Source organism: Streptomyces sp. NBC_01012, from assembly GCF_045162755.1.
Classification (GTDB): Bacteria; Actinomycetota; Actinomycetes; order Streptomycetales; family Streptomycetaceae; genus Streptomyces.
The window spans coordinates 6,342,639-6,367,920 of the sequence record NZ_CP108688.1 but is presented as its reverse complement, the minus strand read 5'-3'; the positions used below and the strand labels follow the sequence as shown (position 1 = coordinate 6,367,920).

General features: G+C 72.1%; 23 protein-coding genes. 13 read left to right on the top strand and 10 right to left on the bottom strand.

Annotated features, from left to right (window positions below):
- Nucleotides 1–16: 16 nt before the first annotated feature.
- The 3 genes from OG623_RS28630 to OG623_RS28620 all read right to left on the bottom strand — a co-directional run bounded on the left by OG623_RS28630 (nucleotide 17) and on the right by OG623_RS28620 (nucleotide 4,366).
- Complete coding sequence (locus OG623_RS28630) at nucleotides 17–1,969, bottom strand: APC family permease (protein WP_406150392.1); 1,953 nt, start codon at nucleotides 1,967–1,969, stop codon at nucleotides 17–19.
- 99 nt (nucleotides 1,970–2,068) lie between these two features.
- The gene (locus OG623_RS28625; RefSeq protein WP_406150391.1) at nucleotides 2,069–3,118 is read right to left on the bottom strand and encodes a hypothetical protein; all 1,050 of its coding nucleotides are present in this window, start codon (nucleotides 3,116–3,118) and stop codon (nucleotides 2,069–2,071) included.
- A 96-nt stretch (nucleotides 3,119–3,214) separates the two neighbouring features.
- Nucleotides 3,215–4,366 carry an acyl-CoA dehydrogenase family protein gene (locus OG623_RS28620; protein WP_406150389.1) on the bottom strand — a complete coding sequence of 384 codons (1,152 nt, stop codon included), beginning with the start codon at nucleotides 4,364–4,366 and terminating at the stop codon, nucleotides 3,215–3,217.
- A gap of 62 nt (nucleotides 4,367–4,428) precedes the next feature.
- Between OG623_RS28620 and OG623_RS28615 the strand changes: the two genes are divergently transcribed.
- Genes OG623_RS28615 through OG623_RS28605 form a run of 3 tightly spaced genes read left to right on the top strand, consistent with a single transcriptional unit; the run spans nucleotide 4,429 to nucleotide 6,822 of the window.
- Complete coding sequence (locus tag OG623_RS28615) at nucleotides 4,429–5,103, top strand: TetR/AcrR family transcriptional regulator (RefSeq protein WP_406150387.1); 675 nt, start codon at nucleotides 4,429–4,431, stop codon at nucleotides 5,101–5,103.
- A 14-nt stretch (nucleotides 5,104–5,117) separates the two neighbouring features.
- Nucleotides 5,118–5,843, top strand: a complete 726-nt coding sequence (locus OG623_RS28610) for an ArsR/SmtB family transcription factor (RefSeq protein WP_406150386.1) — start codon at nucleotides 5,118–5,120, stop codon at nucleotides 5,841–5,843.
- Between the two features lie 43 nt (nucleotides 5,844–5,886).
- Nucleotides 5,887–6,822 (top strand): DMT family transporter, encoded by a 936-nt coding sequence (locus OG623_RS28605; protein WP_406150384.1) that lies wholly within the window; start codon nucleotides 5,887–5,889, stop codon nucleotides 6,820–6,822.
- 105 nt (nucleotides 6,823–6,927) lie between these two features.
- Here the strand turns inward: OG623_RS28605 and OG623_RS28600 are convergent, their stop codons facing one another.
- From OG623_RS28600 to OG623_RS28585, 4 genes are all read right to left on the bottom strand, one after another.
- The gene (locus tag OG623_RS28600) at nucleotides 6,928–8,007 is read right to left on the bottom strand and encodes a Zn-dependent alcohol dehydrogenase (protein ID WP_406150382.1); all 1,080 of its coding nucleotides are present in this window, start codon (nucleotides 8,005–8,007) and stop codon (nucleotides 6,928–6,930) included.
- A 31-nt stretch (nucleotides 8,008–8,038) separates the two neighbouring features.
- Nucleotides 8,039–9,433 carry an aldehyde dehydrogenase family protein gene (locus OG623_RS28595; protein WP_406150380.1) on the bottom strand — a complete coding sequence of 465 codons (1,395 nt, stop codon included), beginning with the start codon at nucleotides 9,431–9,433 and terminating at the stop codon, nucleotides 8,039–8,041.
- A 182-nt stretch (nucleotides 9,434–9,615) separates the two neighbouring features.
- Nucleotides 9,616–11,820: a molybdopterin-dependent oxidoreductase gene (locus OG623_RS28590; RefSeq protein WP_406150378.1), complete on the bottom strand. Its 2,205-nt coding sequence runs from the start codon at nucleotides 11,818–11,820 to the stop codon at nucleotides 9,616–9,618.
- 145 nt (nucleotides 11,821–11,965) lie between these two features.
- Complete coding sequence (locus OG623_RS28585; RefSeq protein ID WP_406150376.1) at nucleotides 11,966–12,595, bottom strand: TetR/AcrR family transcriptional regulator; 630 nt, start codon at nucleotides 12,593–12,595, stop codon at nucleotides 11,966–11,968.
- Nucleotides 12,596–12,706: 111 nt separating this feature from the next.
- Here OG623_RS28585 and hmgA point away from each other — a divergent pair, with 111 nt between their 5' ends.
- The 3 genes from hmgA (at nucleotide 12,707) to OG623_RS28570 (ending at nucleotide 16,289) form a co-directional block, all read left to right on the top strand.
- On the top strand, nucleotides 12,707–14,029 hold the full coding sequence (gene hmgA / locus OG623_RS28580) for a homogentisate 1,2-dioxygenase (protein ID WP_406150375.1): 1,323 nt from the start codon (nucleotides 12,707–12,709) through the stop codon (nucleotides 14,027–14,029).
- A gap of 43 nt (nucleotides 14,030–14,072) precedes the next feature.
- Entirely contained in the window at nucleotides 14,073–14,846 is a 774-nt protein-coding gene (locus OG623_RS28575) for a GntR family transcriptional regulator (RefSeq protein WP_406150374.1), read from the top strand.
- 180 nt (nucleotides 14,847–15,026) lie between these two features.
- Entirely contained in the window at nucleotides 15,027–16,289 is a 1,263-nt protein-coding gene (locus OG623_RS28570; RefSeq protein WP_406150373.1) for a type ISP restriction/modification enzyme, read from the top strand.
- A 188-nt stretch (nucleotides 16,290–16,477) separates the two neighbouring features.
- Here the strand turns inward: OG623_RS28570 and OG623_RS28565 are convergent, their stop codons facing one another.
- Nucleotides 16,478–16,741: a hypothetical protein gene (locus OG623_RS28565; protein ID WP_104790182.1), complete on the bottom strand. Its 264-nt coding sequence runs from the start codon at nucleotides 16,739–16,741 to the stop codon at nucleotides 16,478–16,480.
- Between the two features lie 208 nt (nucleotides 16,742–16,949).
- Here OG623_RS28565 and OG623_RS28560 point away from each other — a divergent pair, with 208 nt between their 5' ends.
- Nucleotides 16,950–18,164 carry a serine/threonine-protein kinase gene (locus OG623_RS28560; protein WP_406150372.1) on the top strand — a complete coding sequence of 405 codons (1,215 nt, stop codon included), beginning with the start codon at nucleotides 16,950–16,952 and terminating at the stop codon, nucleotides 18,162–18,164.
- Nucleotides 18,165–18,175: 11 nt separating this feature from the next.
- Here the strand turns inward: OG623_RS28560 and OG623_RS28555 are convergent, their stop codons facing one another.
- A complete protein-coding gene (locus OG623_RS28555) occupies nucleotides 18,176–18,982 on the bottom strand; it encodes an SGNH/GDSL hydrolase family protein (RefSeq protein WP_406150371.1) in 807 nt (268 codons plus the stop codon).
- 656 nt (nucleotides 18,983–19,638) lie between these two features.
- Between OG623_RS28555 and OG623_RS28550 the strand changes: the two genes are divergently transcribed.
- The 4 genes from OG623_RS28550 to OG623_RS28535 are packed head-to-tail and all read left to right on the top strand — an operon-like array spanning nucleotide 19,639 to nucleotide 23,349.
- Complete coding sequence (locus tag OG623_RS28550) at nucleotides 19,639–20,409, top strand: glycosyltransferase family 2 protein (RefSeq protein WP_406152037.1); 771 nt, start codon at nucleotides 19,639–19,641, stop codon at nucleotides 20,407–20,409.
- Nucleotides 20,406–21,407 carry a glycosyltransferase family 2 protein gene (locus tag OG623_RS28545; protein ID WP_406150370.1) on the top strand — a complete coding sequence of 334 codons (1,002 nt, stop codon included), beginning with the start codon at nucleotides 20,406–20,408 and terminating at the stop codon, nucleotides 21,405–21,407. Before OG623_RS28550 ends, OG623_RS28545 begins: the two co-directional genes overlap by 4 nt.
- 20 nt (nucleotides 21,408–21,427) lie before the next feature.
- A complete protein-coding gene (locus OG623_RS28540; protein WP_406152035.1) occupies nucleotides 21,428–22,198 on the top strand; it encodes a polysaccharide deacetylase family protein in 771 nt (256 codons plus the stop codon).
- 56 nt (nucleotides 22,199–22,254) lie between these two features.
- Complete coding sequence (locus OG623_RS28535; RefSeq protein ID WP_406150369.1) at nucleotides 22,255–23,349, top strand: DUF5925 domain-containing protein; 1,095 nt, start codon at nucleotides 22,255–22,257, stop codon at nucleotides 23,347–23,349.
- Between the two features lie 51 nt (nucleotides 23,350–23,400).
- On the opposite strand, the gene OG623_RS28530 is transcribed toward OG623_RS28535, so the two are convergent.
- Nucleotides 23,401–23,775 carry a GntR family transcriptional regulator gene (locus OG623_RS28530; protein WP_406150368.1) on the bottom strand — a complete coding sequence of 125 codons (375 nt, stop codon included), beginning with the start codon at nucleotides 23,773–23,775 and terminating at the stop codon, nucleotides 23,401–23,403.
- A 94-nt stretch (nucleotides 23,776–23,869) separates the two neighbouring features.
- Here OG623_RS28530 and OG623_RS28525 point away from each other — a divergent pair, with 94 nt between their 5' ends.
- Together OG623_RS28525 and OG623_RS28520 are read left to right on the top strand one after the other, a co-directional pair.
- Complete coding sequence (locus OG623_RS28525; RefSeq protein ID WP_406150366.1) at nucleotides 23,870–24,790, top strand: GNAT family N-acetyltransferase; 921 nt, start codon at nucleotides 23,870–23,872, stop codon at nucleotides 24,788–24,790.
- Nucleotides 24,771–25,271: a DUF402 domain-containing protein gene (locus OG623_RS28520; RefSeq protein WP_406150364.1), complete on the top strand. Its 501-nt coding sequence runs from the start codon at nucleotides 24,771–24,773 to the stop codon at nucleotides 25,269–25,271. The genes OG623_RS28525 and OG623_RS28520 overlap by 20 nt, the downstream gene beginning before the upstream one ends.
- Nucleotides 25,272–25,282 lie beyond the last annotated feature (11 nt).

Below are 25,282 nucleotides of genomic sequence, written 5' to 3'. Positions count from 1 at the left end.
GGCCGCAGGCCCTCCTTCAGTCGATGTCGGGCAGGTGGCCCGATCTCAGCGCCTTGATGGCGTGCGATGCGTCGAACGGCAGAATCGTGACCGCGACATGGGGCAGGTGTTCCAGCGTCCTTGCCATCTTCTCGCCCGTGCCACGGTGGAGGAGCTTGCCGAGGGCGTTGGCGTACAGCCGCCGGGTCACGAGCACCGTCAAGGACGTGTCCCCGTCCTGTGTGGTCCGCTCGGCCAGGGTCCGCATCGCCTGACGCAGCCGGCGGTCGGGGCACGCCACCAGTTCCAGCTCGATCGAGGTCGCGGAGGTCGACGCCCAGAGGCCGGACAGTCGGCGTGCGCGCGTCTCGTCGACGTCGAAGTGCACGGCCCGGACACTGTCAGGCCTCAGTTCGTGGGCGTACCGCAGGGCTTTCAGCGTGGCCAGGTCCAGTGTTTCGACCAGGACGAGGACCTGGTGGCGGCGCGTACGCGGACGGTCCGCACCCCTGGGGAGCCGTTCCAGGGCGGCTGCCTCATGACGGTACTGGCGGTTGATCCGGATCAGAACCCAGACTCCGAGCGGGAAGACCACGACGACCAGCCATGCGCCTTCGGAGAATTTCGTGACGGCGAAGATCAGCACTACGGCGGCCGAGACGATCGCCGCGAGGGCATTGGCCGTGATCTTCAGCCTGCGCAGCGGCTCGCGTCTGCGCAGGTGGTAGGCGGTGAGGCCGGCTCCGGCCATGGTGAAGGCGGTGAACACACCGATCGCGTACAGGGCGACCAGTCTCTCCACCGTTGCGCCCGTGACGAGCAGCAGGGCCAGGGCGAGGGCGGCGAGCGTGACGATGCCGTTGGAGAAGGCCAGCCGGTGCCCGCGCCGGGTGAGCATCCGAGGCAGGAACCGGTCCTGTGCGACGAAGCTGGCCAGGAAGGGGAACCCGGTGAAGGGAGTGTTGGCACCGGTGAACAGGATCAGTGCGGTGGCCAGCTGGACGAAGACCAGCCCGATCGTCCCCACCGGTCCGCTCCCGAAGACGAGTCTCGCCTCCTGCGCGATGACGGTCGGGGTCCCGTCGGTGTACGGCACGGCATGGGTGACATGCGCGAGAGTGGAGACGCCCAGGACCAGGACGGCGAGAACGCAGCTCATGGCGATGAGCGTGTGCCGGGCGTTGCGGCCCTGCGGCTCACGAAAGGCGGAGATGCCGTTCGAGATCGCTTCGAGCCCGGTGAGGGAGGAGCCGCCGTTGGCGAAGGAGCGCAGCACGATGAAGAGGGACGCTCCGTAGAGCCAGCCGCTCCCAGGGGTGCCCAGAGGTACGACTCCGGGAGCGGTGAGGTCGGCACGGGGCAGCCCGCCCGCCAGTGCGCGCACCGCTGCGACAATAAAGACCAGGCCCATCGCGGCGATGAAGAGATAGGCAGGGAGTGCGAACATCCGGCCGGCCTCACGGACACCTCGCAGATTTCCGTACGCGAGCAGCACGATCGCCACTACGGAGAACGGCAGTTGGAGATGATCCAGCCCTGTCCAGCCACCACCTGCCAGGTGGGCGAGTGAGATGAGCGCGTTCGTTCCGGCCGATACCTGGACGGCGACGGTGACCACGTAGTCGACCAGCAAGGCCACGGCGGCGACCTGTGCGACGTTCGGCCCGAAGTTCTCCCGGGCCACCACATAGGAGCCGCCGGCCCGGGTGTAGAGGGTGACCACGTCGCTGTAACAGAGCGTCAGGAGCAGCAGCACCAGAAGGATCGCACCGGTCACCGGCATGATCATCGTGAAGGCCGCTGTTCCGACGACGGGTACGAGGGCCCGCAGCATCTGCTCGGATCCATAGGCCGACGAGCTGATGCAGTCGGACGCGAGCACGCCGAGCGCCGTCCGGTTGCCCAGCTTCTCCTCACCGACGCTCTCGCTGGTGAGCGGCCTGCCGAGGAGCCGCCGCTTGGCGCGATACGTCAGCTGATCAAGGGACATACCGTCATCGAAACGGATTCCCGCTTCCGATCCAGGTAGGCGCCCCGGGCCGACGGGCCCGCGGTTCAGGTACCCACGCCACCGGCCAGGGCTCCGACATCAGTGCACGGGGCATCCGTGCCGGGCCCCGGAAGCGGTGGCGAAGGCGGCCAGCAACCGCTCCGCGTCCTTGTCGGCGACCGTGCTCCGCACCCCCTTCGCACTGTCAGGCCTCGGGAACTCCTCGAACTTGAAGTACGCGGTCCACAGGGCGCCGTCGCAGAGGTGTGACCGCATCACGGCACCCGGCACGCTGCCGGGATACCGCTGGTCCAGATACATCTCCTGCTGCGCGGACGGCCCGTAGTAGGCGGTCAGCCAGAAGTGGTGGCCATCGGCCGGGAGATCCGCCGAGCACATCTCGGTGAGCGCCCGTCCGGCCGGCCTCTCGGACACCCTCGTGAGGCCGAGCCGGGCCGCGTCGCGCGTGCCGACGACGTCGCGGCAGGTCCCCTTCGCCCGGGCGACGGGACGGGTCTGCACGGGCGTACGGTCCACGGCCGAAGGGCGCTGCCCCAGAGCCCCCTCGCAGGTGAAGCGCTTCGCCGCGCGGCGGGCCGACTCCGTGGCGAACCGGGCCACCTGGAGCACCTGGGCGTCGCTCAGCTCCCTGGCGTCCTGGCGCGTCTCCGCCAGGACGAGGAGGCCGTCACCGTGCAGCGGTGCGCAGTCGACGAGTACGCCGGCCTGGACCTGGTCCGAGACGACGACGGAGCCGTTCCAGCCGAAGCCGATCGGTGTCGCCGACGTGCTCTCCGCCGCGCCACTGGCGCGATACGCCGCCGACGGACGGATGTTCAGTTCGAGCCGCACCCCGGCGGACCCGTCAGCCCCGTTGGGCCCGGCGTCACGGGCCGACGCCGCGCAGTGCTCGGTGTCCTCACCGACCCACTCCGCGGTGTGACCGCTGAACTCCAGCTCGGCTCCGCCGAAGAACTTCCCGGCCTCGTCGGCCGCCAGGGCTCCCCGGCAGGTGTCGGCGAGTGTCTCACCGGAGTCGTCATCGGCCCAGGGGCCGAGCCCCCGGAACAGGCCGCCGACGACCAGCGCCAGGACCGCTCCCGCCGTCACCGCGGAGAGCAGCCATGTACGCCTCCGTATGCCGCGCATACCCTGTGCCTTCCCCCCGCCGGTCCGAATCGCGGACGTTATCAGAGGGTGACTCGGCCGGTGTCGGTTCCCCCGGCCGGTGGGGCCGCCGGGGAGTCAGAAGGCGGACACCCCCGTCAGGGCGCGGCCGATGATCAGCTTCTGGATCTGGCTGGTGCCCTCGTACAGGGTCATCACACGGGCGTCCCTGACCAGCTTGCCGACGGGGTACTCGTCGATGTAGCCGTAACCGCCGAACACCTGGAGGGCGTTGTTCGCGGCGCGGACCGCGGCCTCGGACGCGAAGAGCTTCGCCGTGGACGCCGCGGTGGCGAAGTCCTGGCCGCGGTCGATGAGATCGGCGACGCGCCAGGTCAGCATGCGGGCGGCGTCGACGTCCACGGAGATGTCGCTGATCAGCTCCTGGACCAGTTGGTAGCTCGCGATGGACTTGCCGAACTGCTCACGCTCGCCCGCGTAGCGCACGGCGGCGTCCAGGGCGGCCTGGGCGATGCCGACGCAGCCGGCCGCGACCGACATCCGGCCCTTGGCCAGGGCGGACATGGCGACGGAGAAGCCCTTGCCCTCGCGCCCCAGGAGGGCGGAGGCGGGGACGCGTACGTCGTCGAGGGTCAGTTCGGCCGTGGCCTGACCGCGCAGCCCGAGCTTTCCGTGCACGGTGCGCCGGGTGAGGCCGGGGGTGTCGGTGGGCACCAGGAAGGCGGAGATGCCCCGGTGGCCGGGGGTGTCGTCGGTCCGCGCGAACAGCAGGACCACATCGGCCCAGGTGCCGTTGGTGATGAACATCTTGGAGCCGTTGATCACGTACTCGGCGCCCTCCCGCACGGCCCTGGTCGTCAGGTTCCCGGCGTCGGAGCCGGTGCCCGGCTCCGTGAGGCCGAAGCAGCCGATCGCCTCGCCCGCGGTGAGCCTCGGCAGCCACTGCCGCTTCTGCTCCTCGCTGCCGTGGGCCGCGATCGTCTTGGCGACCAGGCCGAGCGAGACGGACACGATGCCGCGCACCGAGGAGTCGCCGCGGCCGAGCTCCTCGGTCACCAGGCAGTACGCGAGGTGGTCGCCGCCGGAGCCGCCGTACTCCTCCGGGATCGTCAGCCCGAGGAAGCCGAGTGCGCCCAGCTTCTTGACGATCGACTTGTCGACACTCTCGACGCGGTCCCACTCGACGACATACGGGGTGATCTCCCGTGCGACGAAGTCCTCGGCGAGCTGCCGTGCGGCACTCTGCTCCTCGCTCAGCTCCAGGTTCATCCTGTGACACCCACTTTAAATTAGCGCTGCTAGTTTAATCCCGCAGGCCTACTATGTGCCGCATGGCCCGACCGCGCAAGCCCCTCCTCAGCAGAGACCGCATCGTCGAGGCGGCGAGCGCGCTCGTGGACGCCGAAGGGCTGGACGCCGTCTCGACCCGCCGGCTCGCCGCCGAGCTGGGTGTGAGCGGGCCCTCGCTCTACAACCACTTCCGGAACAAGGACGAGATCCTCGACGCGGTCGCCGACGCCGTGTCCGCACAGGTCGATCTGTCGATGTTCGAGGAGTCCGACGCCCGCGACTGGACCGCCGCGCTGCACGACTGGGCCGTCTCCTACCGGGCTGCGCTCGCCGCGCACCCGCACATCGTCCCGGTGCTCGCCCAGGGCCCCGGCCGCCGTCCGGCGGGTCTGCGGGTCGCCGACGCGGTCTTCGGCGCCATGGTCAGGGCGGGCTGGCCGCCCACCCAGGCCACCTACATCGGCGCGCTGATGCGCTACTTCATCACCGGGTCGGCGCTCGGCTCCTTCGCCCGCGGATTCGTCGACGACGAGACGGCGTACGACCCCGCCGACTACCCCCACCTCGGCCAGGCCCATCGGCTGGCCGAACACCGCCAGCAGGTCGACGAGGGCGCCTTCGAGACCGGGCTGCGGGCCCTGCTGGAGGGCCTCACGCTCCAGTACGAGCGGACGGCCGCGGCCAGGACGGTTCGGCCCGCGCCGAACGGTGCCTGACGCATCCTGGACGTATGGCCCGTACGACACCGCACGACCCGGCCGCACCACGGCTCGCCGCGCTGGCGGCCCTGCTCGCCGACGAAACTCGCGCCTCCTTCTGCCTGGCCCTGCTCGACGGCCGGGCCTGGACCGCGGGTGAGCTGGCCCGGAGCGCCGGGGTCGCGCCCTCCACGGCCAGCGAGCATCTGGGCAAGCTGGTCGCCGGCGGTCTGCTGGCCGAGGAGCGTCAGGGCCGGCACCGCTATCTGCGGCTCGCCGACGCACGGATCGCGCAGCTGATCGAGGAGCTGGCGGCGCACGCCCGGCCCGGCCCGCACACTCCCCCGCGCACGCTGCGCGAGGCGAGCCGCCGGCACGCGCTTGCCAGGGGGCGTACGTGTTACGACCATCTCGCCGGGCTCCTCGGCATCCGCATCACCGACGCGATGACCGCGCGCGGGCTCCTGCGGCAGGACACCGGCTTCGCGCTGACCGGGGACGGCCTGGAGTGGTTCGCCGCACTCGGCATCCCCCTCGCCTCCGGGTCCCGCAGGCCCCTGGCGCGCGGCTGCCTGGACTGGACCGAGCGACGGCCGCACCTGGCGGGCGTCTCGGGCGCGGCCCTGTGCCGTCACCTGCTGGACACCGGGTGGTGCGAAAGGGTCGGGACGGGAAGGGCGGTCCGCGCGACCCCTGCGGGAATGCGCGCCCTGACGGAACATCTGGGCATCGAACCGGCGGCCCTGGACGTGCCCTGACAGTTCGGTGGGACCCGAAGAGTTCCCGGCCTACCGTCGTGGCATGACGACCACACCGACAGCGCGCCCTGACGCGCCCGCCGCCCCCGGACGCGACTGGCGCGCTCCGGCCGCCGCGTGCACCACGGTCATCCTGTGGGCCTCCGCGTTCGTCTCCATCCGCAGCGCGGGCGAGGCGTACTCACCGGGCGCGCTGGCGCTCGGCCGGCTGCTCGCGGGCTCGCTGACGCTCGGGGCGATCCTGCTGGTACGCCGCGAGGGACTGCCGTCCCGGGCCGCGTGGCCAGGCATCATCGGATCGGGACTGCTGTGGTTCGGGCTGTACATGGTCGTACTCAACTGGGGTGAGCAGCAGGTCGACGCGGGCACGGCGGCGATGGTCGTGAACGTCGGCCCGATCCTGATGGCGCTGCTGGGCGCCCGGCTGCTCGGCGAGGGGCTGCCGCGCCGCCTCCTGACGGGCATGTCGGTCTCCTTCGCCGGCGCCGTCGTCGTGGGGCTCTCCATGTCGGGCCACGAGAGCTCCTCGGTGCTCGGCGTACTCCTGTGCCTGCTGGCCGCCCTGTCGTACGCCGCCGGGGTGGTCATCCAGAAACCCGCGCTGCGGCACGGATCGCCGCTGCAGATCACCACGTTCGGCTGCCTGGTCGGTACGGCCGCCTGCCTGCCGTTCGCCGGGATCCTGGTGTCCGAGGCGGCCGACGCCCCGGTCTCCGCCACCCTGAACATGATCTATCTCGGGGTGTTCCCGACAGCGCTGGCCTTCACCACCTGGGCCTACGCCCTGGCCCGTACGACCGCGGGCCGGATGGGCGCGACGACGTACGCGGTGCCGGCCCTGGTGGTGCTGATGTCCTGGCTGCTCCTGGACGAGGTACCCGCGCTGCTCACCGTCTTGGGCGGACTGCTCTGCCTGACCGGGGTCGCGGTGTCCCGAACCCGAACCCGAACCCGCTCCCGCCGTCCGGCGGAGAGCTGACCGGCGCGGCCGGGAGCGGGAGCCGGGGCGGGCGCGGGTCGGGGGCGGGCGCGGGGCCGGGGTGGGAGCTGGGCCGGGGTGGGAGCTGGGCCGGGGGCCGGCGGCTTAGAACACCACCAACGCGCGTCCGCCTTTGCCCGCGAGCATGGCGTCGAAGGCCGCCGGGATGCCGTCCAGGGAGATGCGTTCCGTCACCAGCGCGGACAGGTCGAACCGCCCCGCGCGGATGTGTTCGGCGAGCACCGGGAGATCGCGGGCCGGGTCGCTGTTGCCGTAGACGCAGCCGGTGAGGGAGCGGCCCCAGTGGAAGATCTCCAGGGCGTTGAAGGTCACCTGCTGGTCCTTGCCGCCGATGCCGACGACCGTGGTGCGGCCGCCGCGGCGCGTCGACTCCCAGGCGCCGCGGATCGTGGCGGGCCTGCCCACGCACTCCACCGCGACGTCCGCGCCCTGTCCGCCGGTGAGCTTGCGGACGGCGCGCGGCGTGGTGTCGGACGCGACGACGTAGTCGGTGGCGCCGGCCCGGCGGGCGAGCTCCTCCTTCTCCGGTGACACGTCCACGGCGATGATCTTCGACGCTCCGGCGATGCGGGCCGCCTGGAGGACGGCGAGGCCGACGCCGCCGATTCCGAGGACGACGACGCTCTCCCCCTCGCGCACCCGGGCGGAGTGGTGGACCGCCCCGTAGCCGGTCAGGACCGCGCAGCCGAGCAGCGCGGCGTCGTCGAGCGGGATGCCCGCCGGGGCGGGCAGCACGCAGTTCGCGGCGACGACGGTCTCCTGGGCGAAGGCCGCGACGTTCAGCCCGGGGTGGAGCTCGGTGCCGTCGGCCGTACGGGCGTGGATGTTCGCCGCGCCCTTGAGCGCGTCGGCGCAGAGCCAGACCTCGCCGATCCCGCAGTGGAAACAGGCTCCGCAGGACGGCGCCCAGTTGAGGACGACCCCGTCGCCCGCGGCGACATGGCTGACGCCCTCGCCGACGGTGAGCACCGTGCCGGCGCCCTCGTGGCCGAGGACGGCGGGGACGGGCACCCGCATGGTGCCGTCGGACAGGGACAGGTCGGAGTGGCAGACACCGGCGGCGGCGAGACTGATGCTCACCTGGCCGGGGCCGGGTTCCGGGAGTTCGATGTCGGTGATCTCCAGCGGAGCTCCGACGGCGGGCAGTACGGCGGCGCGGACCACGAACAGACTCCTCGATGGATCGGCGTGCGGATCAGAACTGGAGGGACTTGGTCTGGAGGTACTCGGAGAGGCCGTGCGGGCCGAGCTCGCGGCCCACCCCCGACTGCTTGTGACCGCCGAACGGCGCCAGCGGGTTGAAGCGTCCGCCGTTGATGTCGACCTGCCCGGTGTCCATGCGGCGGGCGAAGGCCACGGCCTCCTCGTCGTCCGCGCCCCAGACCGCGCCGGCCAGCCCGTACACGGTGTCGTTGGCGATCCGCAGGGCGTCGTCCACGTCCTCGTACCGCAGGATCGAGAGCACCGGGCCGAAGATCTCCTCCTGCGCGATGGTCATGCCGGGTGTGACGTCGGCGAACACCGTGGGGCTGACGTAGTAGCCCAGGTCCTTGGGGGCGCCGGGGCCGCCGACGACGAGGCGGGCGCCCTCCTCGATGCCCTTCTCGATGTAACCCCGCACCCGGGCCTGCTGCTTGGCGTTGACGAGGGGGCCGACCCGCTCGCCCGGTACGTACTTGGCCACGGCCGTGGCGGCGAGGCTCACGGCCTCCTCGTACCGCTCGGCGTCGACCAGCATCCGGGTCCACGCACTGCACGTCTGGCCGGAGTTGGACATCACGTTGGCCACGCCGACGTTGACCGCCTTGGCGAGGTCGGCGCCGGGCAGGATCACATTGGCGGACTTGCCGCCGAGCTCCAGCGCGACGCGCTTGACCGCCGCTCCGGCGGTCGCCCCGATCTGCCTGCCGACGGCCGTGGACCCGGTGAAGGAGACCAGGTCGACGTCCTCGTGTCCGGCGAGCGCCTGTCCCGCGACCGCCCCGATGCCGGTGACCAGGTTGAAGACGCCTGCCGGCAGGCCCGCCTCCTGGGTCAGCTCGGCGAAGAGCTGCGCGGTGAGCGGGGTGTCCTCGGCCGGCTTCAGGACGACGGTGCAGCCCGCTGCCAGCGCGGGCGCCACCTTGGCGACGATCTGGTGGAGCGGGTAGTTCCAGGGTGTGATGGCGCCGACGACACCGACGGGCTCCAGCAGGACCGTGGAGTTGCCGAGCTTCTCCTCGAAGGCGTACGAGGCAGCCAGCTCGGCGTACGAGCCGGCGACCAGCACCGGGAGGCCCGCGTGCACCGTCTGCGACAGCGGCAGCGGCGAGCCGAGCTCGGCGGTGACGGTCTCGGCGATCTCGTCGGTACGAGAGGCGAGCGCGTCGCGCAGCGCGGTGATCCTCGCGGCGCGCTCGGCGGGCGGGGTGGCGGCCCAGCCGGGGAACGCGGCGCGCGCGGCACGTACCGCGGCGTCCACGTCGTCGGCGGTGCCCGCCGGGACATGGCCGATGACCTGCTCGTCGGCCGGGTTGACGACCGCGATCATGTCCTGTCCTGATGCGGGCCGCCACTCCCCGCCGATGTACATCCCGTCGTGCGCCTTCATCGCTGTTCCTCCCGTGCTCGCTGTGCCTGCCGCGCCGCGCGCTCGCCGTACCAGCCGCGCCGCGCGCTCGCCGTCCTGCCGCGTGCTCGCTGCGTCTGCCGCCGAAACCGAAACCGCGCGTCGCCGTACGGACGAATGCCGTCGGTCCCGGCCCAAAGTCGGTCCGACCTAAATTAGCGCTGTTAGTTTTTTGACGCCAGGGAACCACCGGAGACACAGGTCACGGAGACCGGGACCGCGTTCAGCACCGCCGTGCCCGACAGCGGGTCCAGGAGGGTGCCGTCCAGGAGCTGGTTCACGTTGACGCCCGGATCCGCCCCCGCAACCGACATCCGGGTGCCGGGCCGGCTGTGGCCCCAGCCGTGCGGGAGGCTGACGACCCCGGCCCGTACCGCGTCGGTGATCTCGGCCGGAGCCTCGACCTCGCCGCCCGCCGCGGTGATCCGGGCGGTGTCGCCCGCCGCGATTCCGATCCTGGCCGCGTCCTCGGGGTGGATCTGCAAGGTGCAGACGTTGGAGCCGCCGCGCAGCGAGGCGACGTTGTGCATCCAGCTGTTGTTGGACCGCAGATGCCGCCGCCCGACCAGGACAAGACCCGCGGGCCTGGTGTCGAGCGAGGCGCGGAGCCGGGGAAGATCGGCGGCGATCGGCGCGGGGAACAGCTCGATGCGGCCGCTGCGGGTCCTGAGCACCTGGGGAACGCGCGGCTCCAGCGGGCCGAGGTCGATCCCGTGCGGCCGGGCGACGAGGTCATCCAGCGTGAGGTCGTACGGGCCGAGCCGCAGCATCAGGTCCAGCCGCCGTTCGGCCCCGGTGGTGCCGGTCAGTTCCCCGGCGAGCGAAGCGGGGAGCCCCGCCTTGGCGAGTGTCGTGGCGATGACCAGGTCGTCGACGGCCTCGGGCGGCGCGCCGTGCCTGCCGCCCACCGCGAGGACGAGTCGGGCGAGGATCTCGCACTCGTCCATGGCCCCCTCGTCCAGCGGGACCGCGGGAGGGCTGTAGCGGACCTGGTTGCGGACGGCCAGGGAGTTGAACGCGAAGTCGAAGTGGGCGCTGCGCGAGGGTGGTGGCGGGGGCAGCACGACATCCGCGTGGCGCGCGGTCTCGTTGAGATACGGATCGACGCTGACCATGAAGTCGAGGCCGTCGGCGAGCGCCCTGTCCAGGCGGTCCCCGTCGGGCGCCGAGAGGACCGGGTTGCCCGCGATGACGACCAGTGCCCGTATCCGGTCCTGCCCCGGCGTCTCGATCTCCTCGGCCAGCGCGGTGACCGGCAGCTCCCCCTTGGCCTCGGGGTGTCCGGAGACCCGGCTGCTCCAGCGGCCCAGGGCGAAGCCCTTCCCCGGGGCCGCGGCGCGGGGGGCGCGGCCGGTGGCGGAGAGCGGGAAGAGGGCGCCGCCGGGGCGGTCCAGGTTGCCGGTGAGGATGTTGAGTACGTCGACGAGCCAGCTGGCCAGGGTGCCGTGCTCGACGGTGCAGCTGCCGATGCGTCCGTAGACGGCCGCGCTCGGGGCCGCCGCGAGCTCGCGGGCGATCTCCCGGATGGTGTCTGCGGCCAGGTCGCAGGCGCCGGCCACCGCCTCGGGGGTGAAGTCCGCGACGGCTTCCGCCAGTTCGTCGTAGCCGTCCAGATGTTCGGTGAGGGCTCCCGGGTCGGCGAGCTTCTCCTCGACGAGCACCTGCGCGAGCGCGGCGAGCAGCAGGGCGTCGGTGCCGGGCCTGATGGCGGCGTGCCGGTCGGCGAGACGCGCCGTGCGGGTACGGCGCGGGTCGATGACCGTGAGGGTGCCGCCGCGCCTGCGGAGCGCCTTGAGCCTGCCGGGGAAGTCGGGGGCGGTGCACAGACTGCCGTTGGACTCCAGCGGGTTGGCGCCGATCAGCAGCAGATGGGCGGTGCGGTCCAGGTCAGGGACGGGGATGGCGTTGGCGTCCCCGAAGAGCAGCCCGCTGGAGACGTGCTTGGGCATCTGGTCCAGGGTGCTGGCGGTGAAGACATTGCGGGTGCCGAGCGTGGACAGCAGCAGCGGCGGATAGAGCCCGCCCGCCATCGTGTGCACGTTCGGGTTGCCGAGGAAGACCCCGACGGCCTGCGCGCCGTGTTCCCGTACGAGGGCCGGGATCTTCTCGGCGATGGTGTCGAAGGCCTCGTCCCAGGTCGCTTCGCGCAGGACGCCGTCCCTGCGGACGAGCGGGGTGCGCAGCCGGTCCGGGTCGGCGTCGAGGCCCCCGAAGGAGGCGCCCTTGGGGCAGATGAAGCCCTTGCTGAAGACGTCGTCGCGGTCACCGCGGGCACCGGTGACCGCGGTTCCCTCGATCGTGAGGGTGAGCCCGCAGGTGGCTTCGCAGAGCGGGCAGACGCGCAGGGCGGTACGGGATGCGTGGGACATGGGCCCTCCCCGGGGCGGCGGCGTTGGCGCGCGGGCGTGACCGGTGCCCCGCGGTGCGCTCGGCGGCCGCGGGCTCCGGCGAACCGAGCATACCGACCGGTACGGATGCTGGCGAGGCGTGCGACGCCGCCCGCCGCCGCGCCCGCTATTCGAGTACGCCCGCCAGATAGGCCCGGAGCAGGATCCGGGTCTCCGCTATCAGGTCCGGGTCACCCACCGGGTCGGCGCGGAAGGCGAGTTGGAGCAGCGCGTCCGCGGCCTGCACACAGACCACGACGGTGCGGAGCAGCCGCTCGGCGGACACCGCCTCCTCGCTCCCCCGGGCCAGATGCCCGGAGAGCAGCTCGGTCAGACGCTCGGCGACACGCTGGTTCGCCTCCGCGTCGATGGGACCCGACGCGGGCACGGGAGGGCCGAAGTCGACGAGGGAGAAGCCGGCGACGGACCGCTTCATCGCCAGGTACTCGTCGAGCACGGCGTCGATGGCCTCACGCCACTCACGCTCCGGTATCACCTCGAGGCGGGCGACGATCCGCCCGGCGTAGACCTCGAGGTTGCGCTCGGCCAAGGCGTCGACCAGCGCTCTCTTGTTGGGGAAGAAGCGGTAGACGGAACCGATGGGCACACCGGCCCGGTCGGCCACCGCCCGGGTGGAGAGCTGTTCGTAGCCGGTCTCGTCGAGCAGCTCGGCGCCGGCGTCGAGGATTCGGGCGAGACGGTCGGCGCTGCGCTGCTGCACGGGGACGCGTCGGAGGTTCGTATGAGCGTGGGACACGGCTCCATGATGCCCGTATGCCGTTGACGGGCCACGTTTCGATTCCTACGGTGATCCATAGGATTCTTCGTCAGGGAATCCACGGGACTCCTCATCCACCGGGAGCGCACCATGACGAGCGGCATCGAGCAGGCGAGGAAGACGGCGGCGAATCTCGGCCACAGCCCGGGTTTCGGCAACGAACACAGCTCGGAGGCCGCCCCGGGCGCCCTGCCGCACGGCCGTAACTCGCCCCAGCGCGCACCCCTCGGGCTGTACGCGGAACAGCTCAGCGGCACGGCCTTCACCGAACCCCGCGCCCACAACCGCCGGTCCTGGCTCTACCGGATCCGCCCCTCGGCCGCCCATCCCCCCTTCGTCCGCACCGACAACGGCACCCTGCGCACCGGCCCCTTCACCGAGACCGTCCCCGATCCCAACCGGCTCCGCTGGGACCCGCTCCCCGAGCCCGCGCCCGGCACGGACTTCCTGACCGGCCTGTGGACGCTGGGCGGCAACGGCGACGCCACACAGCGCACCGGCATGGCCGTGCATCTGTACCGCGCGAACTCCTCGATGGATGACCGGGTGTTCAGCGACTCCGACGGGGAGCTCCTGATCGTCCCGGTCCACGGCGGCCTGCTGCTGCGGACCGAGCTGGGCCTGCTGAGGGCCGAGCCGGGCCATGTGGCGCTGATCCCGCGCGGCGTCCGCTTCCGTGTCGAGCTGCTCGACGCCACCGCCGGCGGCTACGTCTGCGAGAACTACGGCCGCCCCTTCGTCCTGCCCGACCTCGGGCCCATCGGCGCCAACGGCCTGGCGAACGCGCGTGACTTCCTGGCGCCCGTCGCGGCGTACGAGGACCGTGACGAGCCGGTCGAGGTGATCAACAAGTTCTGCGGGAACCTCTGGTCGGCGACGTACGACCACTCACCGCTCGACGTCGTCGCCTGGCACGGCAACCACACCCCGTACGTCTACGACCTGCGCCGCTTCAACGTGATGGGCACGATCAGCTACGACCACCCCGACCCGTCGATCTTCACCGTGCTGACCTCGCCGTCCGACACCCCGGGGCTCGCGGGCGTCGACTTCGTCGTCTTCGCCCCGCGCTGGCTGGTCGGCGAGGACACCTTCCGCCCGCCGTACTTCCACCGCAACGTGATGAGCGAGTACATGGGCCTGATCGAGGGCGCGTACGACGCCAAGGCGGACGGCTTCGTGCCCGGCGGCGGCTCGCTGCACAACATGATGTCGGCGCACGGACCTGACGCCGCGACCTTCGACCGGGCGAGCACGGCGGAGCTGAAGCCGCAGCGGATCGACGACGGTCTGGCGTTCATGTTCGAGACCCGCTGGCCGGTCACGGCGACCGCCCAGGCCGCGGGCGCGGACCATCTCCAGCGCCGGTACGACGACGTGTGGCAGGGTCTGACCCGCAACTTCCGGCCGTGAGCACGCACCGACGGCCGCACCGCGCGGAGATCGGGGGAACCGGATGAATCAGGTGAACGAGGCGAGCCCGCCCGGCTTCGCACCCGACTCCCTGGTGCTGAACCGGAAGCTGCCCCTGTGGTACCAGGTCTCGCAGTCCCTGCGGGCCTCCATACTGGGCCGCCCCCAGGACTCCTCCACCCGGCTGCCCACCGAGGAGCAGCTCGCCCTGCACTACGGCGTCAGTGTCCTCACCATGCGCCAGGCCCTCAAGGAGCTGGAGAGCGAGGGGCTGATCAGCAGGCACCGGCGGCGCGGCACCTTCATCGAGCCACGCGCCAGGAGGGTGTCACCGGTCCGGCTGATGGGTTCGATCGACGCGATCGTCGCCCAGCAGTCGGGGGAGCGGACGACCGTGCTCGGCCACGGCCGGACACCGGTGCCGGGCGATCTCGCCGAGTACTTCCCCGGCTGCCCCGAGGTGGTCAGCTACCGCAGACTCCGCTGCGACGAGGAGAGCGGCGAGCCCACCAACTGGGCGGAGAACGCGGTCCGTCCGGAGATCGCGGCCCGGCTCGACGTGGCCGATCTGGAGCGCTGGCCCATGACCAAGGTGCTGCGGAACGCCGTCGGCGTACGGATCTCCCGGATCACGGACACCGTCGAGGCGCGCCTCGCCGACCCGGTCACGGCCGAGCTGCTCCAGATCCCCCTGCTCAGCCCGATCCTGCACTACACGGGTGTGGCGTACGACGAGGACGGCACGGTGGTCGACGTGGCGCGCATCCGCTACCGGGGCGACCGCTTCTCCTTCTCCGTGACCGTCGACGCGCACTGACGGCGGGGCATCAACGGCCGCGTCCGACAGCGGCGGGACGTGAACGGCCGCGTCCGACGACGGCGGCGTCCGACGACGGCGGCGGACATGACCGGCGGCTCGTGACGGCAGCCCTGCGGTCGTTACGATGCCGAAGGGCCGCAGCGGCGGCGGACGTGGCGACGGGGAGGACGACGCACGGTGGCAGCGCGGGTGGCGGCCGAAGCCGGCGGGGGCGACGCGCTCCCGCTGCTGGACGACCTCATGCCGTGGTCGGTGCGCCCCCTGAGACCGGGGCGCCCCTGGGTGACCGCCCCCGACGCCGCCTCGCTCCGGGCCCGCTGGGACCTGCTGGTGGGGGCCGAAGGCGCCGAGCAGGAACGCCTGTTCCGGCCGAGCCGCTCGCGTACGCCGCTGACCCCGGCCGTGGCACTGCCCGGCAGATCCACCGGGACGAGCGCGTTCGCCCGGGACCCTGGCCCGTACCCGGAACCGGTACGGATCTCGCACGGGCCCTTCGACGAACAGTGGCTGATTCCCGACCACCGGCTGCTCGACGCGGCCCGCCCCGAGCTGTGGCGGGTCGCCGACGGACACCAGATCTTCGCCGTCGAGCACGGCTATGTGCCCCGGGACAGCGGCCCCGCCCTGTACGCGACCGCGCTGCTGCCGGACGGGTACTCCCCCGCGGGGCGGCCAGGACGGATACGGCCGCTCCACCGGCGGCCCGGCGCGCGGGATCCCAATCTCACGCCGGGCCTCGCCGCCGAGCTGACCGCCAGGTACGGGGCGCCGGTCACCGCCGAGTCCGTCCTGGCCTGGGCACTCGCCGCCGCGCGCCCCTCCCCCGCGGGGCCGCTCGTGCCGCTGCCCGCCGACGCCGCGCTGTGGGCCGAGGGCCTGGAGCTCGGCCGGGAGCTGCTGCGGCTCCAGCTGCGCGGGGCACACGGCGGGGAGCGCCCGCGTCTGCCCGGCGGCCGGCGCCCGTATGTGCGGGCCGCCCTGCCGCCCAGGCCGGCCGGTCCGCGCTACGAGGCCGACGAGGAGACGCTCTTCATCGGTGAAGGCCGGATCTCGCCGGTCCCCGCCGGAGCCTGGGACTTCCGGGTCAGCGGGGTACGGGTGCTGGAGCTGTGGTTCGAGCGCCGCACGGCGGACGCGGCTGCGGCGGGCGGGCCGGGAGCGGAGGGACTGACGGCGGAGGGGCTGGCGGCGGTGGGACCGCGCGGCTGGCCTCAGGAGCGGACCTCGGAGCTGCTGGAACTGATCACCGTTCTGGCCCTGCTCTCCGGGCTGCTGCCCCGGCAACAGGCCCTGCGTGACCGGCTGGATGAGGCGGACCTCCTGACCCGGGAGGCGCTGCACACGGCCGGGGTGCTTCCCGCACCGGCGTGGGCGCGGCGGCCCGCGTCCGTGCTCGACCACCAGGAGGAGGGGCCCGAAGGGCAGTTCGCGCTGCTGTGAGAGTCAGCGGTGAGGAGCCGACGCCGATGGTGCCGTACCGGCGCTGGGAAAGCGGCTGCGGGAGCACACCGACGCAACACTGCCGGCCCTGGGGATGACGGACGGGCGGACAGCAGCACTGCGCCGGGACGAAGTGATCGTGGGCTCGGCCCTGAGCGGAGGGGCCGGACCGGTCGTGAAGCCGTCGGTCAGCGGCGGCTGCCGAAGAGCGAGCGCCGCAGTCGCCGCAGCGGGGCGAAGAGCGAGACACGCGCGCTCCTGCTCCTGCGGGTGTGCGCGGCGTCGCGCGAGGTCAGTTCGAGCATCAGCAGCGTCGCTTCCGCCGACTCGCGCTGCGGCACGGCAGGTCCGCCCAGCACCGCGAGATGGCGGTCGAGGCGCGAACTGGTCGCACCGCTCCCACATGTGATGGCAGGCACACGCGGCCTGCTGCGCACCGTTATCTGTTCCATGTCACTCCCCACCCGTACGAGGGCACCCGGCCCGGGCAGGTTAACCCTATCGTCCCCCGGTGACACTCGTGTATCCCGGCAGGAGGATTGCACTCCTGTACGTGATGGTTGACGGCCCGTTACCGGATCCTGTCGGTTCCGGGGCGCGTTGGGTTAGCTTGGAGGGGATTCGTCCGTACTGCGCACCGCTGCTGATGGAGGGTCACCGATGAGCGAAGTCCCGGGCACCGGACGTGTGATCGCGGATCGTTACCGCCTTCTCGACCCGCTGGGCGAGGGCGGGGCGGGCATCGTGTGGCGCGCCCGTGACGAGGTGCTGGGGCGCGAGGTGGCCGTGCGTGAGGTGCGGGCGCCGGCGCCACTGTCCGAGGCCGACACCGAGCTGCTGCACTCCCGCATGGAGCATGAGGTCAGATCGGCGGCCCGTCTCTCGCACCGCAACGCCGTCGACGTCCATGACGTGGTCGTCCAGGACTCCCGCCCCTGGATCGTGATGGAGCTGGTCCGGGGGCTCGCCCTGTCCGATGTCCTGGAGGCCGACGGCCCGCTGTCCCCCCGGCGCGCGGCCCGGATCGGTGCCGAGGTGCTCGCGGCGCTGCGGGGCGCCCATGAGGCCGGGATGCTGCACCGCGATGTGAAGCCGCGCAACGTCATGCTGGCCAACGACGGGCGGGTGATGGTGAAGGACTTCGGCATCACCCCGGCCGACGGCGCGGGTCTCACCCCGACAGGCGAACCGATCGGCTCGCCCGAATACCTCGCGCCCGAGCGTGCGCTGGGGCGCACGCCGGGGCCCGAATCCGACCTCTGGTCGCTCGGAGTGCTTCTGTACGCCGCCACGGAGGGACGGTCCCCGTTCGGCCGGAATTCGCCGCGCGACACCCTGCGCGCGGTGACCGACGAGGAACCGCCCGCCCTCCTGCGGGCGGGCGCGCTCGCTCCCGTCATCGAGGGGCTGCTGCGCAAGGACCCGGCCGAGCGGCTCACGGCCGCGGACGCGGAGCGCCGGCTGCGGATCCTGGCCGTGGGCGGCAACGGATCGCCCGGCGGCGGTGCGGCAGCCCGGCCGCCGTCCCCTCCGAAGGAGGAGGCCGTCACGGCAACGGCCGGGAATCCCGAGGGCGTTCCACCGGGCACATCGCCCGGCACATCCCCGGACGCCTCGCCGGGCGCCTCATCAGGCGCTCAGGATCCCGTCGGCCGCGCCGGCCTCACGAGGCGTACGGGCATCCTGCTGGCCGTGGGCGCCCTGGTCGCGCTGGCCGTGCTGCTCATCGCGGGAGGCCTCGCCTGGGCCCTGACGGGCGGCACCGGCGGCGAGGACACGGACGACAGGAGCGGCGGCCGGGCATCGCCCGTGGCCGTCGTGGTGCACGAGGAGGGGCCCCGAATTCACGGACCGGGCCCCCTCCTCGGCGCGTGACCCCGGAGCGGTCAGGCGTTCGCGCTGAGAACGGGCAGGTAGCCGCCCGACTGCCCGGCGGCGGTGGGGTGGTAGGACTGACCGATGTTGAGCAGGTCCAGGCTGTGCAGCCAGGCGTCGCCGGAGCAGATCTCGTGCCCGGTGAAGGTCGAGGTGACGTCGCCGAAGGTGAAGCCGTGGTCCGCCGCACGCTTGGCGGTCGCGGCGTTGAGGTAGTCGGCGGCGCCGTTGATGGCGGACCGCTTCGCCTCGCTCAGGCCGACGAGGCAGCTGCCGCCGAGCTGGTAGAAGCGGGGGTAGCCGAGCACGACGACATGGGCCGACGGCGCCTTGGCACTGATCGCCGCGTACACGGAGTCGAGCTGTCCCGGGAGGGTCGAGTCGACGTAGGCGCGGGCGGTGGCGATCCGGTTCAGACAGGTGGCCTCGGACTGCAGGACACAGGTGGTCATGACATCGGCGAAGCCCGCGTCGTTGCCGCCGATGGAGATCGATACGAGGTCGGTCCCTGAGTTCAGGGGGCCGAGCTGACCGGCCGTGACATCGCCCGTCCTGGCGCCCGAGCAGGCGGTGAAGGCGAACGACGCGGGGCTGTTGGCCGCCTCCCAGAGGGCGGGGTACGCGCGGGTGCTGCGCTTGCAGTCGCCGCTTCCGCTGTCGTAACTGCCGGCGCCGACGCCTGACGCGTACGAGTCGCCGAGGGCGACGTAGTCGACGGCCGCTGATTCCTGGGCCTGGGCGACTCCGGCACCGGTCAGAGCGAGAAGGGTGCCGAGCAGAAGAGAGGACGAGAACGCCACGAGTCTGGACATTTTCATGGAACCTCCTTGGGCGGGATCTCCGCCTACTCCGTAGTAAGCAGCACCGGCCGCATTTTCGGAAGTGTCCATGCCAAGAAGCTTCGACAACGCCTTCTTGACGGCCCCCTGGCGGTACGTCACATTGAAATCCGGCATCCGGCGCGCTGGGGGGCGAAGTCGACCATGCGGATCATCAGCCATGAGACGGTAACAGTCAGGGCAGATACACCATCCGTAATGGGAAGCGTCAATTCCGCAGCTGACTGTGACAGTTCCGCCGAAGTCTTGAAAGTGCGGGACATCCACGGATGTCATGCCATACAGTTCCAATCGTCAATACCGTCGTAGATCAACCCGCAAAGGCCCATCACGCAGGCGGCTCCAGGGGAGGGCTCAGGCAGCCGCGATGGATACCCGAGCGGGGCACGGTAGGGGGGTGCCGTGCTCAGCGTCCGCACTCGTTCGAGTCGGGCGCCGTGCGGCCAGTTTTGCCACATCCAGCCAGCTCGGAGCGCCATACCGTCATGGCCGGGGTGAGAACCCCCCTTTCGAACCGGACCTTTATCCGGACAGCCCGGGGGTGGGCCGTCCACCGGACGAGAGGGAAAAGACTCATGAGTTCAGTTCTGCCTTCCTCGATCAGACCTGCCGTCGAAGAGACCGAAGCCGTTCGCATGGGGAGCGCATACCGGCCGATCTCTTCGCACCTCGCGATAGCGCCACCGGTAAGTGTCGTGATCCCCGCCATGAATGAGGCGGAGAATCTTCCTCATGTCTTCAGGACGCTGCCCGACTGGATTCATGAAGTCGTGCTCGTCGACGGGAATTCGACCGACGACACCGTGCGGGTGGCCAGGGAACTCCGGCCGGACGTCGTGGTCGTCAAGCAGGTCGGCAAGGGCAAGGGCGATGCCTTGATCAGTGGCTTCGCCGCCTGCACGGGCGACATCATCGTGATGGTCGACGCGGACGGCTCGGCGGACGGCGAGGAGATCGTCAGCTATGTCTCCGCCCTGGTCGGCGGCGCCGACTTCGCCAAGGGCTCCCGCTTCGCCAACGGCGGCGGCACGGACGACATGACGCCCGTCCGCAAGCTCGGCAACCGGGCGCTGTGCACGGTGGTCAACCGCAAGTTCGGAGCCCGCTACACCGACCTCTGCTACGGCTACAACGCCTTCTGGAAGCACTGCCTGGACCGCATCACCCTGGACTGCACCGGCTTCGAGATCGAGACCCTGATGAACATCCGGGTGGTCAAGGCCGGTCTGCGGGTCCAGGAGGTGCCCAGCCACGAGTACAACCGCATCCACGGCGTCAGCAATCTCAGCGCCGTACGGGACGGCCTCCGGGTGCTCCGGGTGATCCTCAAGGAGAAGGGGCAGCGCCGCGGCGGGCGCAGGACGGCGGCGGTTCCCGCCGTGATCGGCCAGGGACGGACCCTGTGAGCCCACGCGACTTCTCCGTCGTCATCTGCGCGTACACCGAGGAGCGCCGGCAGGACATCCTCCAGGCCGTCGCCTCGGTCCGCGCGCAGTCCCTGCCGGCCCGGGAGATCCTCCTGGTGGTGGACCACAATCCGGCGCTGCTGCGCCGCCTCACCGGGGAGTACGCGGACACCCCGGGGGTGCGGGTCCTCGCGAACGCGGGCCCGCGCGGTCTTTCGGCAGGCCGGAACACGGGCATCACCGCGTCCCGCGGCGCGATCGTCGCCTTCCTCGACGACGACGCGGTGGCGGAGCCCGACTGGCTGCGCCATTTCGACAAGGGCTACGACGATCCGGAGGTGATGGCCGTCGGCGGCCGGACCCTGCCCTCATGGGCATCGGGCCGCAGGCCGCCGTGGTTCCCCGAGGAGTTCGACTGGGTCGTCGGGTGCACCTACCTGGGGCTGCCGCCCGGCACGGTCCGCGTCCGTAACGTCCTCGGTGGCAACGCCTCGTTCCGGCGGGCCGCCTTCGACGCGGCGGGCGGCTTCGCCACCGGCATCGGGCGGGACGGCGACAAACGGCCGCTGGGCGGTGAGGAGACCGAGCTGTGCATCCGGCTCAGCCGGGCACTCCCCCACGCCGTCCTGCTGATCGACGACCGCGCCGTGATCCACCACAAGGTCCCCCGGGCGCGCGAACGCTTCGGCTACTTCCGCACCCGTACGTACGCCGAGGGGCTCTCCAAGGCGCTCGTCGCCCGGAGCGTCGGCGCGGGCCGTGGCCTGGAGTCCGAGCGCCGCTACACCACCCGGGTGCTCCCGGCCGGAGTGGGGCGGGGCGTACGCGACTTCCTGCTCGGCCGCCCCGGCGGGGCGGGCCGGGCCGGCGCCGTCGTGACGGGCGTCCTGGCGGCCGCCGCCGGCTATGCGGTGGGGAGCGTACGGGTCCGGCGTGACGGTGTGTCCTTCGCCGTGCCGGCGATCCGGCCGGCCGACGCGCCCGAGGAGGTCGGTTGAGCTCGGCCGTGCCCATCCTGATGTACCACGCCGTCGGCCGTCGCCCGGCCGACGGTGTGTACGGCCTCTCGGTGTCGCCCGGCGCCTTCCGTACGCAGATGGAGATCCTGGCCAGGCGCGGCTTCACCCCGCTCACCACGGCCGCGCTGGGCGAGCACTGGCGCACGGGGCGGCCCCTGCCGCCCCGGCCGGTGCTGATCACGTTCGACGACGGCTACGAAGGGGTACACCGGCATGTCCTGCCGGTGCTCGCCGAGCACGGCTTCGTGGCCACCGTCTTCGTCACCACCGGCTGGCTGCGCGGGGCGTACGACGAGGGCGGTGCCCCGGACACCATGCTCGACTGGGGCCAGGTGCGCGAACTCGCGGCGACGGGCGTGGAGATAGGCGGCCACAGCCACACCCACCCGCAGCTCGACCAGCTCGACGGGGCGTCGCTGCGGGCCGAGACCGTGCGCTGCCGGGAGATCGTCACCGCCGAACTGGGCACTCCCCCGGCCTCCTTCGCCTACCCCTACGGCTATTCCACCCGCCGGGTGCGGCAGTCGGTGCGGGCGGCGGGCTTCGCGCAGTCCCTCGCGGTGGGCAACGCCCTGGCACGCCGTCGCCAGGGCCCCTATGCCCTGGAGCGGGTGACGGTCAGGCGCTCCACCGGCGCCGCGGAGTTCGCGCGGCTGATCGAGGGCCGGTCGGTCGGCCGGACGTTCGCCGTGGACCGGGTGCTCACCAAGGGGTTCGCGCTCGTGCGCGGCGCGCGCCGGGCCCGCCACCGGTTCGGTGGCCCCGGCTGACCCCGGCTGCCGAAACCTGGGTGCGCGGGGTGCCGCTGTGCCGGATCATGGGCGTCATGTCTGCCAACCCCGAGTCCGCCCTGCCGATCCGCCTCAACGTCGACGACAGCGATTCGCCGTCCGACGTCGTGGACGCACTGTTCCTGGGCCGCTTCGCGACGGGCGAGCAGCCTCACTCGCACAGTTCGTCGCTGGACCGGGTCAAGCCGGGGGCGACCCTGCTGCCCCCGGCCGCCGAGGTGCTGAGGTCGGCCAAGGACGACGACCGCAGCGCGACCCTCGCCGAGGGCGACGGCTGGACGCTGCTGGTCTCCCGCTGGAGCCGGGGCGCCGACGTCACGGTCACCGCCACCAGCGCCGAGCTGGCCGAGAAGATCCTCTCCGAGGTGACCGACGGCGCCCAGGACGAGCCGGAGCCGCAGCCCGACAACGTGACCATGGGCTTCTGGTACGTCTCCCCGCGCCGCGGCCCGCACCGCACCACCCGGCAGATCGCGGCCGGCACCTGGGACGAGGTGAGGTCCAACTACACCGCTCCGGTGGCCGATGCGATGGGCCGCCTGATGAAGGTCACCCCCGACGACATCTCCGGCCGGCTGCTCCTGCTGCACGGCCCTCCGGGCACCGGCAAGACCTCGGCCCTGCGTACCCTCGCCCGGTCCTGGCGGGACTGGTGCCAGGTCGACTGCGTCCTCGACCCGGAGCGGCTCTTCAACGACGTCGGCTATCTGATGGACATCGCGATCGGTGAGGACGACGGCTCGGCGAAGGGGCGGTGGCGGCTGCTTCTCCTGGAGGACTGCGACGAGCTGATCCGTGGCGAGGCCAAGCACACGGCGGGCCAGGCGCTGTCCCGGCTGCTCAATCTGACGGACGGCCTGCTGGGCCAGGGCCGCAATGTGCTGGTGGGCGTGACGACCAACGAGGACCTGGAGCGGCTGCACCCCGCGGTGGTCAGGCCGGGCCGCTGTCTGGCCCGTATCGAGGTGGGTTCGCTGACCCGCGCGGAGTCGGTGTCCTGGCTGGGCACCGATGAGGGGCTCGGCCGCGAGGGCGCGACGCTGGCCGAGCTGTACGCCCTGCGCCGGGGCAGCGGCCCCGCGTCGGTACCGAAGCAGGACGCGGGAGCGGACGCCGGTCTGTACCTCTGATCCACCGCGCCGCCACGCCACCGTGCCGTCACGCCACCGTGCCGCCGTGCGCTATCGCGCGTAGGCCGCCCGTACGGCGTCCTCGGCCACGGCCAGCGCCTCGGCCCTGGACAGTCCGAGGCGCTGGGCCTGCTCGGCGTACTCCTGCGCGGCCGTCGCCGCGTGCCGGGCGGCGGCGTCACCCGCGGCGGCGACGAACGTCCCGTTGCGCCCCCGCGTCTCGATCACCCCGTCGGTCTCCAGCGCGCGGTAGGCCTTGGCCACGGTGTTGGCTGCGAGCCCCAGCTCCCCGGCGAGCCCGCGCACGGTCGGGAGACGGTAACCGACGGGCAGGGCGCCGGAGCGCGCCTGTGCGGAGAGCTGGGCGCGCAACTGCTCGTACGGGGCGGTGGCGGAGTCCGGGTCAACGGCGATCTTCAGAGTCACGCACCGATTCTCTCCCACCGGGACCCGCGCCGCCGATGCCCGCCGCCGGAAATTCGGAGGCGGCCCGGCGGTGCCCCGCGTTAGCGTCCGGCCCATGACGGTACTGGTACGTGACTTCCTGCCGGCCGACGCCGAGGCCTGGGTGCGGGTGCGGCGTGCCGCGCTGCCGTACATGGTGACGACGCCTGAGCAGGTCCTGGGCGACCTGGCCGACGCCCATCCCGACCGGCGGTACCGGTTGCTGGTCGCCGAGGAGGACGGCGAGGTCATCGGGACGGCGCAGGTGGGCATCTCGCACGAGAGCCCGAAGCCGGGCCAGGGGTTCTGCAATCCGTATGTCCATCCGGACAGGAGGGGACGCGGCGCGGGGTCGCTGCTCGTGCGGGCAGGTGAGGAGCATCTCGCCGGCGCCGGTGCGGCCGTCGTCCACACCTGGGTCCTCGACGAGCCGCACAACCGGACGTTCGCCGAGAAGCGCGGCTATGCGGCGCGCAGGCCGGCGCACTTCCTCCGCCTGGGCCTCGACGAGGGCACCTTGCCGCCGCTCCAGGATCCCCCTCCCGGGGTCCGGCTGCTCACGGCCGCCGGCTTCGAGGACGATCCGCGCCCGCTGTTCGAGGCCGACGCGGAGGTGACCGCGGACGAGCCGGGCGACATCCCGGTGAAGCTCTCCGACTACGAGAACTGGCTGGCCTCCACCTGGCGGCGGCCCGGCTTCGACCGCGCGCTCACCACGGTCGTGACGGTGGACGGGCGGATCGCGGCGTTCAGCGCGGCGCAGACCGACGGCCTGAGCCGCTACTGGTCGGCCATGACCGGCACACTGCGCGCGTTCCGCGGCCGAGGGCTGGCCAAGCTCGCCAAGAACAACTCCCTGCACCGGGCACGGGCCGCCGGGTACACGGACGCCTACACCGGCAACGACGCCGGGAACGGCCCGATGCTGGCGGTCAACCGCTGGTTCGGCTACGAGATCTGCGCCACGGAGGTACGTCATGTCCGCGAGATCGGCTGAACCGGGCCCCACCCTCACGGTGACCCTGGTCAAGGCGGGCCGCACAAAAATCTGTTACCCCGCCGAGCCGGTCCGCGACGACGGCACTCGCATCACCGTCCGTGCCCCGTGGGCGGCCCCGGGCGTCCGGGACTTCGGCTTCGTACGCTTCGAGCCCGGCGATGTCTTCACCGAGCACTACTGGCGCGACAGGTGGTACGCGGTGAAGGAGGTCCGCACCGCCACCGGACGGCTGAAGGGCTGGTACTGCGACATCACCCGCCCCGCGGTGCTGCGGGGCGCCGAACTCCTCGTCGATGACCTGGACCTGGACCTGTGGGTGTCGGCGGACGGCGCATCCGTGCTGCGGCTCGACGAGGACGAGTTCGAGGAGAGCGGCCTGGCCGGCAGCGACCCCCCGGCGGCGCGGGAGGCCATCCGGGCCCTGGACGAACTGGAGCACCTGGCCCGCACGGAGGGGCTGGCGGGGCTGCTCCGCTGAGCCGGGCGGTC